Consider the following 12538-nt stretch of genomic DNA (forward strand, 5'->3'; position numbering starts at 1 on the left):
CCCGCCCTGAACGTTTCCCGGCTGAACGTTCAATGCGCCGCGATTCCGTGTACGCGCGACCACACTCGGTGACACGCTGGAGAGATGCCTTCCGGGAACGCCCCCACCGTTCGCCAGCGCCGGATCGGCTCGGCGCTCCGCAAAGCCCGCGACCATCACCACCTGACCGTCGCCACCGTGGCCCGCCGTTTCGGCCGCTCCCAGGGCTGGCTGAGCATGGTCGAGAACGGCCTCCAGTTCGTCGCCCCCGAAGAACTCGGCGACCTCCTCGACTTCTACGGCATCGACGACGGCCCCCTCCGCGAGTCCCTCCTCCACCTCGCCACCCACAACCCCGGCACCTGGGTACGGACGTACGAATACCGAATCTCCGCCGCCGCCCTCGACCTTGCAAGCCTGGAAGAGGACGCCGCCGAGATCCGCACCTTCCAATCCGGCATCGTCCCAGGGTTACTCCAGAACCCCGCCTACGCCCGGGAGATCATCGGAGTCGGCAGCGCCAAACATCCCCACGATGTCAGAACTCTGGTCGATTTCCGGATGTCGCGGCAGCAAGTGCTGAATCGCCCTGACCCACCCCGCTACATACCGATCATCGCGGAAGCTGTCCTCTACAACCAGGTCGGCGGTGATCCCGCAATCCTGCGCACGCAGGTTCGGCGACTGGCCGAAGCCGCACGGCTCGATCACGTGGAACTCCACGTCCTTCCCCGGACGGCAAGCGAGTACCTCGGGCTCATCACCCCATACCATCTGCTCTCCCTGCGCCCACCCGGACGGCTCACGGTGTCCGTGGGCGACCAGTTCAATGAGAGCATCTTCGTGGAGGACGAGGACAAGGTCGCGACGCACGAGGACACCTTCAAGCAATTGCTCGCGGCAGCACTCAGCAGGACTGCTTCGCTGGAACTCATCAACGAGGTAGCGTCACAATCATGAAGATCCCCGACCCGTCCCAGGCCCACTGGCGCAAAAGCACCCACAGCGGCGCCAACGAAGGCGAGTGCGTCGAGATCGCCGAACTGAACGACCACGTCGGCATCCGCGACAGCAAGAACCCCGCCGCCCCACAGCTCACCATCACTCGCCAAGACTTTGCCACCCTCCTCACCCACCTGAAGCGCTGACACAGTCCGGCGCGGAGTTCACCAGGTGATTCCGGCCGCTACTGGCAGGTGGTCGCTGCCGGTGGCGGGCAGCACCCGCGAACTCTCCGGCTTCACGCCGCGGACCAGGATCTGGTCGATGCGGGCCACCGGGAAATTCGCCGGCCAGGTGAAGCCGAAGCCGTCCCCGGCCGCGACCTGGGCCGAACGCATCTGCGAGGTGATCTCGGCGAACGCGCGGTCGTCCATGGTGCCGTTGAGGTCGCCGAGCAGCACCACCCGCTCGTTCTGCTCGGCGGCGATGGCCTGGCCGAGCGCCTGCGCGCCTCTGTCCCGCTGGGCCACCCCAAAGCCCGCCCTGGGATTCACCCGTACGGACGCCAGGTGGGCCACGTACACCACCAACGGCCCCTGGTCCGTGGCCACCGTGGTGCGCAGCGCCCGGGCGTCGTCCATCTCGATGTCGACCGGCTTGGAATCCGCCAGTGGCCCGTAGTCCATCTTGATGTCGACCGGCCGGGTGTCGGACAGCGGCAGCTTGCTCCACAGCCCGACCGTGCCCTGCACCGTGTGGTGCGGGTATGCCTTGGCGAGTTCCTTCTCGTACGTGCCTCGGGCCTGCTGGGCCAGCTCCTCCAGTGCCAGCACGTCCGCGCCGGACGCGGCCAGATCACGGGCGGTGCCGACCGGGTCGGGGTTGTCGGCGCCGACGTTGTGACTGGCCACGGTGAGGTCGCCGCCCGGGCCGGACTTGTCGCCGAGCAGCCCGCCGAAGAGGCTCAGCCACACCACGACCGGCAGCACCAGCGCGACCACCGCGGAAGCCGAGCGGCGCCACAGTGCCCCGGCCAGCAGCACCGGGATCACCAGGCCGAACCACGGCAGGAACGTCTCCACCAGGCTGCCGAGGTTCCCGACCCGGTTCGGGATCTGCGCATGCAGCAGCATGACCAGGCCCAGCAGCACCGCCACCACTGCCAGGACCAGGCCGCGCTTCCAGGGACCCGGCCGCGAGCAGACACGGAGCACCCGACGGATCCGCACGCGCCAGGTCCCGTCGCCGGCATCCCGGGGAGCGGCGGCGCCACCCTGCTCGGTCTCCGCCGTGTCCACCTCCGTCATCGACCGTCCCGGCTCACTGCCCGCGATGATCACGTGGCCTTGCCCCGGGCGATGTAGAGGTTCATGTGGGTGAAGTCGAGGGTGATGTTGTAGGGCTTGAAGAAGCAGTGGGCGAAGTGGCCCGTCATGTCGATCCCTGGCCCGTAGGGCCAGGGCACGTTGACCTGCCCGCCTGGCTTCGTTTCGCAGTAGACCTCCTTGGCGACGGCGGCGCCGAGGCGGATCTCCTTCGGATAGCAGGGGTAGGTGGTGGCCGGGTGGCTGTGGGCAAAGGTCTCGATCGGGCGGTCGTAGTCGGTGCGGACCCCCAGCTGCTTGGCCACCTCCCCGGGCATGCCCGCGGCGGCCTCGCCGCTGCGTCCGCCGAAGTTCACGCCCATCACCCGTGGGCCGGAGCCGGCGATGCTGCCGATGCTGCTGACGTCGTGGTCACGGGACAGCCACACCGGCAGGGGCCTGGTGCCCCTCTGAGCGGCGTCGGCGCGTACCTTCCTGGCCGCCGCGGGGGTCGGGCGGCGCAGGATCAGCGACTGGCCCGCGTAGTCGAAGGTGGTCAGCAGGTGGTAGAAGACCCACGTGCCGATCAGGCCGTTATCGTCGGTGCCGACATCTCCGCCCGACTCCGTCGACGACCAGCCCACGGGGACGTTGCGCAGTTCGAGGCCGCCCAGCTTGAAGGAGTCCAGCACCCCGTAGTACACCCAAATGGAGATGCCTTCGAAGTCGGTCTTTTCCTTGTACACGGGGTTCAGCCCGGCTTGTTTGGCCGCCGATGCGGACAGGCTCAGATTCGGGGCGCCGGTGTAGAACGTGAAGAGCTTGGGTGCGCCGCCGTTGACCGAGGCTTCTACCAGCGGTTCCGGGTCCAGCTGCTTCCATTCCACCCGGCCGATGTCGCCGTGGATCTCATACGGCGTACCGCGGACTGCCGCGAACCATTTGGCGTAACCTTCCTCGCCGCCCGCTCGCCAGCGTGGTACGGAGAGGGCGAACTTGTCCTGCCGCATGTAGCAGTCACCCAGCAGCTGGTTGGTCTCCTTGTCGTCGGGCGCCAGCTTGAGGGCCATCGTGAGGAACTTCTCCGCGTCGGGGAACTTGTTGCCCAGTAGCCCGACATAGCCGCGCTGGCGCGCCGCGTGCAGATTCGTGGGGTCCTTTTTCAGAATCTCCTCATACGCGCGGCCGGCCTGCTCGAACTTCCCGGCCTTGAACAACGCGTCCGCGTCACCGCCGTCGGCCTGCGCCGTACCCGTCCCGCCCAGCAGCGGTGCCGCCGCAGCGGCACCGGCCACCACGGCCGCACCCCGCAGCAGCGAACGCCGGTCCCATGCTCTGTCATCGGCCACGGCCATCTCCCTTGTCGTGATCACCCTCCGAAGCCGGGGCGCCCCGCCCTCGGCACGGACCGCCGTGGTCCGCGCCTCCATGGAAGATGGGAGCCTGTTGCGGTGGCGTATGCGTTTTTCGATACGCCCGCGATACGGGCACTGGATCTCTAGCCGTGGTCCGGCGAGCGGGGCAGCCGCAGGACGAACGTCGCGCCCCGGCCCGGCTCGCCGCGCACCGCCGCGGATCCGCCGTGCGCCTCGGCGAGGTGCCGCACGATGGCCAGGCCCAGGCCGCTGCCGCCGGTCTGCCGGCTGCGCGACTTCTCGGCCCGCCAGAACCGGTCGAAGACGTACGGCAGGTGCTCGGGCGCGATGCCCGGCCCGGTGTCGGCCACCTCGATCAGCACGTCATCGCCGTCGGCGTGCGCGCGCAGCGTCACCCGCCCGCCGGCCGGCGTGTAGCGGACCGCGTTGGCGAGCAGGTTGCCGACCGCCTGCCGCAGCCGCACCGGGTCGGCGTCCAGGTGCGGGCGACCGGTCACCTCGACGGTCAGCACCAGCTCGGCGGCCTCGGCCGCGGCGCGGTAGACGGTCGCGAGCTGCTCGACCAGGTCGGCCACGTCGACCGGCTCCGGGTGCAGCCGCAGCCTGCCGACGTCGGCGAGCGCGAGTTGCTGCAGGTCGTCGACGATGTGCTGCAGCAACGTGGCCTCCTCGACCAGCGAAGCGGTCAGCGCCGGATCCAGCTCGGCCACGCCGTCCTGGGCGGCCTCCAGCCATCCGCGGATGTTGCTCAGCGGCGTGCGCAGCTCGTGCGACACGTCGCTGACCATCGCCTTGCGCTGCCGCTCCATGCGGTCCAGGTGCTCGGACATCTCGTTGAACGCGGCGCCCAGCTCGCCGACCTCGCCCTTGGCGCGCACCATGATCCGCGCCGAGCCGTCGCCGGCCCGCATCAGCCGGGCCGCCGCGGTCACCGCCCGCACCGGCCGCACCAGCCGGGTGGCGACGAGCACGCTGACCCCGACCGCCAGGACGAGGATCACCGCGGTGACCCCCGCGATGCCGTACGGGTCGATGACCGGCGTACGGTCCTCCGGCGAACCGATGTAGAGCAGCGCGGCCGGCGCGACGTACGACTTCAACTGGGTGCGGCGCGCGGTGGCCAGGCACTCGGCGGCCGACGCCGGGGCGGCCGGCGTGCCGGTCTCGTCCAGCCACACGTCGACCTTGCTTCCGCGGCACTGCCTGACCAGGGCGGCAAGCTGGTTCAGGGCGCGCTTCTCGGTGGTGGTCGGCCCTGGAGCGTCCGGCGAGCACGGCGCGGGCGGCACCGCGGGGTCCGGCGCCACCGTGGGGATCGGCGTCGCGGCGGGCCGGTCCGCCGGCCTCTCGCCGGGTGCGCCGGTCGGCGTGCCGGGCCTGGTCCCCGGCCGCCGCGCAGTCTCCCCCGGATCGGTCGGCGAGCCGGGTGCCGGCGTCGTCGCGACCGCGACCGGCCGCGTCCCGGCGCCGCCGGTGAGCCGCACCGCTTCGCCACCGGACGATCGCGGTGCGGAAGGGCCGAGTCCGGACGGCGCCCCGCCGGGCGGGCGAGGGCGGTTCGTGGGCGGTGCCGGGTTGCTCGGACCGCCCTCGCGGCGGAGGTACGGGCGGCCGCCGGGCCCGACGACGACCGTGGCGCGCTGCCCCTCACGGCGCAGGCACGCCGCCTGCGCGTCGACCTCCTCGCGCAGCCGTAGCCGCTCGGACTCCGGCAGCCGGAACGGCCCGGCCGCACGCGCGTCGATCCGGTCGGTGGCCGCGCCGGGCAGCAGCGAGACGTCGACGGCGAGCGGGTCGACGACGGCCGAGGGGCGCGCGGGCAGCGGCGGCCGGCCGGCCGCCGAGTCCGCGATCCGGGTGCCGCCCTCGGTCGCCAGCGCGACCCGCTGGCCGCTCTGCCGGGCCAGCCCGCGCACGGTCTCCTCGACGCCGTCCCAACGCGGGTGGCTCGCCGCGTAGCCGAGCAGCGCGTCGTTGATGCGGGCGTCACGGGCGAGCGTCCGGCCCTGCTGGTTCCGGATCTCACCGGACGTGCTGCGCGCCGCAAGCCACGCGGTCGCCACGATCGAGCACACCGCGATCAGCACCGAACTGGCGACCAGCCGCACGAGCAGGCTATGGCGCACGGTCGCCGACCAGCTTGTACCCGACGCCGTACACCGTGCACAGCCGGACCGGCCGCCGCGGCTGCGGCTCGATCTTCTTGCGCAGGTTCTTCACGTGCACGTCGACCGTGCGCTCGGTGATGAAACGGTCGAAGCCGTGCAGATGCTCCAGGAGCTGCGCCCGGGTGAGGACCCGCTCCGGCCGCGTGGCCAGCGCCTCCAGGATGCGGAACTCCGCGGGCGTGCACTCGACCTCGCGCCCGTCCACGAGCACCGTGTGCCGCTCGGGGTCCACCGTGATGCCGCCGACCCGGTACACCCGCTCGCCGTTTCCGGCCCGCCGCAGCAGCGTGCGCACCCGGGCCATCAGCTCGCGTGGGCTGTACGGCTTGGTGACGTAGTCGTCGGCGCCGAGGTCGAGGCCGAGCAGGAGGTCGTCCTCGGTCGAGCGGGCGGTCAGCATCAGCACCGGCACGTCGGACTCGGCGCGCAGCCCCCGGCACACGTCGAGGCCGTCGACGCCCGGCATCATCACGTCGAGCAGCACGAGGTCGGGGCGGCGCGCGCGAGCCTCGTCGATCGCGGCCCGCCCGTCGTGGACGACGACCACGGAGTGCCCCTCGCGCTGGAGATAGCGGCGCAGCAGCTCCGCCTGTTTGGCGTCATCCTCCGCGACAAGGACATTCGCGCACATGGCCCCCGAGCGTAGGCGACCCGTGACCGGCACCACGAGATCATCACATCGGCCTCACAGGTTCTTCACAGTCCTCGGCCAGCATCTCGCGGCATGCGCCAAGTCAAGATTCACACCGGCGCCCTGCTCGCCGCCGGCCTGATCGCCGGACTGGCCGGCTGCGGCTCGTCGAGCGACGGCGGATCAGGGGACGGTCCGCCCCAGGCGGCCCACCCGGCGGCCGCCGCCGAGCAACAGGGGGCAGGGCAGCAGGCCGGTGCCGAGATAGCGACCGTGCGCGGCCGCCAGATCGCCGTCCACAAGGAGAAGGGCGACGGCGCCGTTTGGAAGACGCTGTCCAGCCCGAACGAGATGGGCGCCACCCGGGTCTTCCTCGTCGACGCCAAGGACGGCGACTGGCTCAAGGTGCTGCTGCCGGTCCGGCCCAACGGCAGCACCGGCTGGGTCAAGGCGTCCGACGTCACGCTGTCGTCGACGCCCCACCGCATCGAGATCGACCCGAAGGCGTTCACGTTCACCGTCTTCGACGGCGGCAAGGTGCTGCGCACCGGCAAGGTCGCCACCGGCGAGGGCGGCACCCCGACCCCGGCCGGCCGTTTCTACTTCACCGAGCTGGTCGAACCGCCGAACCCCAATGGCGCCTACGGCGCTTACGCCTTCGGGCTGAGCGGTTTCTCGCCGACGCTGAAGTCCTTCGCAGGTGGCCGGGGCCAGCTCGCCGTACACGGCACGAACAAGACGTCGGCGCTGGGCGGCAAGGCCAGCCACGGCTGCGTGCGGGTCGGCAACGACGACATCACCTGGATGGCCAAGAACCTGGCGATCGGCACACCTGTCGTCGTCAAGAAATGAAACAGCAACGGAAGGAACATCGATGCGCCTGAAGCCTCTCATCGCGGCCGTCGCGCTGGGCGTCGGCCTGGCCGGCACCGGCCTGGCCACCGCGGAGGCCACCACCACCCCGCCCAAGCCGACCGCCTCACCCGGCGCCCAGGACCCGACCCGCCGCCCCGGGCACCTGGACCCGACCCGCCGCCCTGGCGAGCCGAACCCCACCCGCCGCCCCGGCGGCAGCCCGGCGAAGCCCGGCGTGCCGCCGATCGCCAAGCCCATCCCCAAGGCGCCGAACTACACCGGCTGACCGTGACCGGCAGGCCCGCACGTCTCCCGTCATGCGGGCCTGCCGCACGGTCAGGCGGCGGGCTCTTTGAAGATGCCGAAGCGGTTGCCTGAGGGGTCTTCCAGGTGGGCGAAGCGGAGGCCGCTCGTGGCGGTCACCGGAGGGACGGCGATCTTGCCGCCGTGCCGCTCGGCCTCGGCGCAGACGGCGTCCACGTCCTCGACCAGGATGAAGAACACGGCGTGCGGGCCGCCCTGGGCGGTCAGGCCGCCGCTCGGGGCCTCGGCGCCCGGGTAGGTGATCAGCTCATAGCCCTCGTCGGCGGTGTCGTCCGCGAAGCGCCAGCCGAACATGTCGCCGTAGAAGCGGCGGGCCTCGTCCGGCGCGTCGCTGCCGACCTGGAACCAGGCGACGGTGTTGTACGGGGTGCTCATGATGCGTGTCCTCCGTGTCGGTGTCGTGGCGGTGTACGCCGCCGTGGAACCGATGCTGGGCGGAGGGCGCGACAGCCTTGTGTCGGAGTTCCTAGACGAATTCCAGGGGGCGGACGACGTAGCCGCTCGGGATGTCGTCGTGCAAGGCCTCGGCGGCCCGGTCGGGGGCGGTCTCCTCCAGCAGGGCGGCGCGGCGGACGCGGTCGGTGCGGAAAATGCGGCGGCCGCCCCGCATCCGGCACCAGGCGGTCAGGTACCAGCCCTTACCGGACCCGGTGAAGGTGACGGGCTCGACATCGCGTTCGGTTTCGACGCCCGTCCGGTCGACGTAGGTGAGGCGGACCACCCGGCGGGTCGTGACGGCCTCCTCCAGCACGGCGGGCACGGACGACGGGTCGTCGTTTCCGGCGGGGGTGAGGAAGCGGATGCGGTCGGCCAGTTCGCGGGCCGAGGCGCTGTCGGCCGCCGACATCGCTGTGACGATCTTCTGCAGAGCCGTGCGGGCCGACCGGGAGTACGGCGAGCCGCCCGCCCGGGACAGCGTGATCGCGACGGCGACGGCCTCGGCGGGGGTGAAGTTCAGCGGCGGCAGTGTCCGGCTCTTGTCGAGGGTGTAGCCGCCGCCTCTGCCGACGTCCGCGAAGATCGGCACCCCGGCCTGCTGGAGCGCGCCGATGTCGCGCTCGATCGTGCGGACGCTCACCTCGTACCTCGCTGCCAGCTCCCGCGCGGTGAGCCGACGCGGCGCGCAGGCGCGCAGTTCCTCCACCAAGGCGTACAAGCGGTCGGTCCGGTTCACGCGGCGACCGTACGCGCCGGCTCCGACATTTTCCGGGGTCGCTATGGGAAGCGCCAGAGGCGCACCGTTCCGTTGCCGCTGCCCGCACCGGCGGCCAGCAGACGGCCGTCCGGGCTGAACGCCAGGGTCGTCCCGTCCGACCTCTCCCAGTCCAGCTTCGCGAAGTGGTCGCCGGTGCGCGTGTTCCACAGCCGGATCGTCCCGTCATTGGCCGCGCTGGCCAGGACACGGCTGTCGGGGCTGAACGCCAGGCCCTGCACGCGGCCCTCGTGTCCTTTCAGCTCCCGCAGCTTCCCGGCTTGCAGGTCCAGGATCCTTACCGTCCAACCCGGCTCGTCCGGAACGTCGGACGCGGCGGTCCGCCCGTCCGGGGCGAACGTGAACAGCACGTTGACGCGCCTGGGCACGGCGTTCGCGATGTCCCGGCGCGCCCGCAGGTCGTGGATCTGGATGTCGCCGCGGCTGCCGACGACGGCGATCCGCTCACCGGCCGCGTCGAAGACCAGCCGCAGGGGCGCACCGTTCCTCGGGGCGAACGCGCCGGTGCGGCGGCCGGTCGCGGTGTCCCAGAGCTCGATGCCGGCTCCGACGGCGGCGAGGGTCCGTCCGTCCGGGCTGAGCGCCTTGGTGTACGCCCTGACCTCAGGCATGATCGTCCGGAGCCGGGCACCGGTGGCCGCGTCCCAGAGCCGGACCGGGCCCTGCCCGCGAAGGGTCGCCAGCAGCCGGCCGTCCCCGCTGAGCGCCGTGAGCTGGTCGGCGCCGTCGTCGCCCAGCTCGTGCGCGGTTCCCCGGCCGGTGGCGACGGTCCACCGCCAGATCTGCCCGGTACCCGCGCAGACCAGCGTCGCGGAGTCCGGGGTGAACGCGAGCTGGAACGTCGCGACCGGTCCACCGGCGAGGACGACCGGCTGGGGCTTCTTCAGCGGCGTGCTGCCCTCGGCGTCACGTGACCACCACCACAGAAGGGCCGGCACGCCCAGGACGGCGACGGCGCCCGCTGCGGCGCCGCCGATCAGGACGGTGCGGCGTCCCGTCCGGGTGGGCGGCGCCGCCAGCAGCCGGGCCGCCTCGGCGGGAGACGGCCTCCGCTCCGGTTCCTTGGCCAGGCACGCCTCGATCGCCGGGCGCAGTTCCGCGGGCACGCCGGTCAGGTCGGGTGGAGCGCTGACGATCCGGTGGACGATTCCCGGCACGTTGTCCGCGTCGAACGGCGCGCGTCCGGTCGCGGCGAACGCCAGGACGCAGCCGAGGGAGAACACGTCCGACGCCGGGCCCGCCGTGTCGGCGCGGACCTGCTCGGGCGACATGAACGCGTACGTGCCGACGACCGCGCCGGTGGACGTCAGCGCGGTGGCGTCGGCGGCGCGGGCGATGCCGAAGTCGATGATGCGCGGCCCGTCCTCCGACATGATCACGTTGCCCGGCTTGAGGTCCCGGTGCACCAGCCCGCTCGCGTGGATCGCCGCCAGCCCCTCGGCCAGCGCCGCACCGAGCGCGCGAATGCCGGGGACGTCCAGTGGCGCGGCCTCACGCAGGGACGGGCCGGCGACGTAGGCGGTCGCCATCCACGGCTCGTCCGCCTCCGGATCGGCGTCCACCACCTGCGCGGTATAGAAGCCGCCCACCTTACGGGCCGCCTCGATCTCACGCGCGAACCGCACCCGGAACTCCGGACGACCCAGATGCTCGGCACGAATGACCTTCACCGCGACCCGCCGACCACCGGACGAGACACCAAGGAACACCTCGCCCATACCCCCGGCACCGAGGCGCCCCTCCAGCCGGTACGGACCCACACGGCGGGGATCACCGTCGCGCAGCGGATGCATCAGCGCAGCCTCCACAGGTTCACGGCGGCCTGTCCGCGGCGTTCGCTGCCGCCCGCCACCGTCCGTCCGTCCGGGGCGAGCGCGAGCCCCCTGATCCGTTCGCCGGTCCCGGCCAAGGTGGCGGTCACTCGGTGCGCCGCCAGGTCCCACAACCGGACGGTGAGATCGGTGCCGGCGCCGGCCAGCACCTTGCCGTCCGCGCTGACGGCCACTTCGGTGACGTCTGCGGCTTGGCCGGAGTCGAGGACACCGGTGATGCGGACGCGAATGGCGTCCCACAGCCGGATCGTGGCACCGCCACCTGCTGAAACCCATGTTCGGCCGTCCGGGGTGAGGGCCAGTGAACTCGTCTGCCCCCGGTCGGCGACGTGGATGATCGGGTTGCGGGTGCGGACGTCCCACACCCGCACCGAACCCGGGTCGCCTTCCAACCCGGCCATGACGCGGCGGCCGTCCCGGCTGAACACCACGGCCCGCACCCCGTCGGCGCCGGAAAGGTCGCCAAGGACGCCCCCGGTGGCGGTGGTCCAGAGCCGGTCCGGCCCGGCGAGGGTCCGGCCGTCCGGACTGAACGCGAGGGCACCGACACCGGCCCCCTTGCCGCGGAGCGTCCGCAGCCGGCGGGGCGGCCGGGTGTCCGCCGACTCGACGTCCCACAGGAGGACCATGGCGTTCGTGTGGCCGGTGGCCAGCAGCTTGCCGTCCGGGCTGAACGCCAAGGCCGCCACACCGGCGGGTGCGCTCAACTCGTGGATGACGTTCCCGGCGGCGTGGTCCCACAGGTACACGGTCTCCGCCTGCGTCCCGCCGCAGACGAGGAACCGGCCGTCCGGGCTGAACGCCACCGCCTCCACCGGTTGCCCGTCCTTGGTGAGAGTCGTGGTGGGCGGCAGCATCGCGTCGCCGGACGGCGCCGTCTGAGGCCGTTCGCCGCCCCGAGTGAGCAGGAATGCCGGCACCCCCAAGGCGGCCGCCGTTGCCGCCGCCGCTCCGGCGAGCATCCTCCGGCGCGGAATCCCGGCGGGCCGGACAGCGTCCGTCACCCGGGTGACCAGCATCGTGCGGCGCTCCACCGTGGGGTCGTCGTCCCGGCGTGCGGAGGACGCGGCGAGCGGCGCGGTGTCCGGGTCGGCGAGGTGAGCGAGGATCCGGTCGGTGTCCGGGCGGTCGGCCGGGTCCTTGGCCAGGCAGGCCGTCACGAGCGGACGCAGCGGCTCCGCCACCCCGTCCAGGTCGGGCTCCTCGTTGAGGACGCGGTGCACGATGGCCGGGATCGTCGCGGCGTCGAACGGGCTGCGCCCCCGCGCGGCGAAGACCAGCACGCAGCCCAGCGCGAACACGTCGGCGGGCGGCCCGGACGTGTCGCCCAGCACCTGCTCGGGCGCCATGTAGGCGTATGTGCCGAGGACCGCACCGTCCGCGGTCAGTGATCCCGCGCCGACGGCGCGGGCGATGCCGAAGTCGATGATGCGCGGGCCGTCCTGCGACATGATCACGTTGCCGGGCTTGAGGTCCCGGTGCACCAGCCCGCTCGCGTGGATCGCCGCCAGCCCCTCCGCCAGCGCGGCTCCCAGCGCCCGCACCCCGGCGGCGTCCAACGGTGCGGCCTCGCGCAGCGACGGGCCGGGGACGAAGGCGGTCGCCATCCACGGCTCGTCCGCGTCCGGATCGGCGTCCACAACCTGCGCGGTGTAGAAACCGCCCACCTTCCGCGCCGCCTCCACCTCACGTGCGAACCGCACCCGGAACTCCGGGCGCCCCAGATGCTCGGCACGGACGACCTTCACCGCGACCCGGCGACCGCCGGACGAGACGCCGAGGAAGACCTCGCCCATACCCCCGGCACCGAGCCGCCCCTCCAACCGGTAGGGGCCGACACGGCGGGGGTCACCGTCGCGCAGCGCTTCCATATGGGCGCTCCCGTGTCCATTCAGCCGTCCCGCAGTCTTCTCT

General features: G+C 72.2%; 12 protein-coding genes. 4 read left to right on the forward strand and 8 right to left on the reverse strand.

Annotated elements, in window-relative coordinates; translation table 11 throughout:
- Positions 1-84: 84 nt before the first annotated feature.
- Both ACQPXG_RS32575 and ACQPXG_RS32580 read left to right on the forward strand, forming a co-directional pair.
- Positions 85-939 (forward strand): helix-turn-helix domain-containing protein, encoded by an 855-nt coding sequence (locus tag ACQPXG_RS32575; RefSeq protein ID WP_433462964.1) that lies wholly within the window; start codon positions 85-87, stop codon positions 937-939.
- Positions 936-1127, forward strand: a complete 192-nt coding sequence (locus tag ACQPXG_RS32580; RefSeq protein ID WP_433462965.1) for a DUF397 domain-containing protein — start codon at positions 936-938, stop codon at positions 1125-1127. Before ACQPXG_RS32575 ends, ACQPXG_RS32580 begins: the two co-directional genes overlap by 4 nt.
- Before the next feature lie 18 nt (positions 1128-1145).
- Here the strand turns inward: ACQPXG_RS32580 and ACQPXG_RS32585 are convergent, their stop codons facing one another.
- The 4 genes from ACQPXG_RS32585 to ACQPXG_RS32600 form a co-directional block, all read right to left on the reverse strand.
- Positions 1146-2228, reverse strand: a complete 1083-nt coding sequence (locus ACQPXG_RS32585; RefSeq protein WP_433462966.1) for an endonuclease/exonuclease/phosphatase family protein — start codon at positions 2226-2228, stop codon at positions 1146-1148.
- A gap of 29 nt (positions 2229-2257) precedes the next feature.
- Positions 2258-3574 (reverse strand): aspartyl protease family protein, encoded by a 1317-nt coding sequence (locus ACQPXG_RS32590; RefSeq protein WP_433462967.1) that lies wholly within the window; start codon positions 3572-3574, stop codon positions 2258-2260.
- 149 nt (positions 3575-3723) lie between these two features.
- The gene (locus tag ACQPXG_RS32595; RefSeq protein ID WP_433462968.1) at positions 3724-5727 is read right to left on the reverse strand and encodes an ATP-binding protein; all 2004 of its coding nucleotides are present in this window, start codon (positions 5725-5727) and stop codon (positions 3724-3726) included.
- Positions 5717-6400: a response regulator transcription factor gene (locus tag ACQPXG_RS32600; RefSeq protein WP_433462969.1), complete on the reverse strand. Its 684-nt coding sequence runs from the start codon at positions 6398-6400 to the stop codon at positions 5717-5719. The genes ACQPXG_RS32595 and ACQPXG_RS32600 overlap by 11 nt, the downstream gene beginning before the upstream one ends.
- Before the next feature lie 93 nt (positions 6401-6493).
- On the opposite strand from ACQPXG_RS32600, the gene ACQPXG_RS32605 reads away from it, so the two are divergent.
- Together ACQPXG_RS32605 and ACQPXG_RS32610 are read left to right on the forward strand one after the other, a co-directional pair.
- Positions 6494-7252, forward strand: coding sequence for a L,D-transpeptidase (locus tag ACQPXG_RS32605; protein ID WP_433462970.1), 759 nt, complete (start codon positions 6494-6496; stop codon positions 7250-7252).
- A 22-nt stretch (positions 7253-7274) separates the two neighbouring features.
- A complete protein-coding gene (locus ACQPXG_RS32610; protein ID WP_433462971.1) occupies positions 7275-7541 on the forward strand; it encodes a hypothetical protein in 267 nt (88 codons plus the stop codon).
- Positions 7542-7591: 50 nt separating this feature from the next.
- On the opposite strand, the gene ACQPXG_RS32615 is transcribed toward ACQPXG_RS32610, so the two are convergent.
- The 4 genes from ACQPXG_RS32615 to ACQPXG_RS32630 all read right to left on the reverse strand — a co-directional run bounded on the left by ACQPXG_RS32615 (position 7592) and on the right by ACQPXG_RS32630 (position 12495).
- A complete protein-coding gene (locus ACQPXG_RS32615; RefSeq protein WP_433462972.1) occupies positions 7592-7954 on the reverse strand; it encodes a VOC family protein in 363 nt (120 codons plus the stop codon).
- Positions 7955-8045: 91 nt separating this feature from the next.
- Positions 8046-8753: a helix-turn-helix transcriptional regulator gene (locus tag ACQPXG_RS32620; protein ID WP_433462973.1), complete on the reverse strand. Its 708-nt coding sequence runs from the start codon at positions 8751-8753 to the stop codon at positions 8046-8048.
- Positions 8754-8794: 41 nt separating this feature from the next.
- Positions 8795-10585 carry a WD40 repeat domain-containing serine/threonine protein kinase gene (locus ACQPXG_RS32625; RefSeq protein ID WP_433462974.1) on the reverse strand — a complete coding sequence of 597 codons (1791 nt, stop codon included), beginning with the start codon at positions 10583-10585 and terminating at the stop codon, positions 8795-8797.
- Complete coding sequence (locus ACQPXG_RS32630; RefSeq protein ID WP_433462975.1) at positions 10585-12495, reverse strand: WD40 repeat domain-containing serine/threonine protein kinase; 1911 nt, start codon at positions 12493-12495, stop codon at positions 10585-10587. Before ACQPXG_RS32630 ends, ACQPXG_RS32625 begins: the two co-directional genes overlap by 1 nt.
- Positions 12496-12538 lie beyond the last annotated feature (43 nt).

Source organism: Spirillospora sp. CA-128828 (assembly GCF_050945415.1).
In the GTDB taxonomy this organism is placed as follows: Bacteria; Actinomycetota; Actinomycetes; order Streptosporangiales; family Streptosporangiaceae; genus Spirillospora.

Excerpts from the sequence above, each read along its gene's own strand:
- ACQPXG_RS32575 (WP_433462964.1), top strand. The coding sequence starts at position 85 with ATGCCTTCCGGGAACGCCCCCACCGTTCGCCAGCGCCGGATCGGCTCG.
- ACQPXG_RS32580 (WP_433462965.1), top strand. The coding sequence starts at position 936 with ATGAAGATCCCCGACCCGTCCCAGGCCCACTGGCGCAAAAGCACCCAC.
- ACQPXG_RS32585 (WP_433462966.1), bottom strand. The coding sequence starts at position 2,228 with ATGACGGAGGTGGACACGGCGGAGACCGAGCAGGGTGGCGCCGCCGCT.
- ACQPXG_RS32600 (WP_433462969.1), bottom strand. The coding sequence starts at position 6,400 with ATGTGCGCGAATGTCCTTGTCGCGGAGGATGACGCCAAACAGGCGGAG.
- ACQPXG_RS32605 (WP_433462970.1), top strand. The coding sequence starts at position 6,494 with ATGCGCCAAGTCAAGATTCACACCGGCGCCCTGCTCGCCGCCGGCCTG.
- ACQPXG_RS32610 (WP_433462971.1), top strand. The coding sequence starts at position 7,275 with ATGCGCCTGAAGCCTCTCATCGCGGCCGTCGCGCTGGGCGTCGGCCTG.
- ACQPXG_RS32615 (WP_433462972.1), bottom strand. The coding sequence starts at position 7,954 with ATGAGCACCCCGTACAACACCGTCGCCTGGTTCCAGGTCGGCAGCGAC.
- ACQPXG_RS32625 (WP_433462974.1), bottom strand. The coding sequence starts at position 10,585 with ATGCATCCGCTGCGCGACGGTGATCCCCGCCGTGTGGGTCCGTACCGG.
- ACQPXG_RS32630 (WP_433462975.1), bottom strand. The coding sequence starts at position 12,495 with ATGGAAGCGCTGCGCGACGGTGACCCCCGCCGTGTCGGCCCCTACCGG.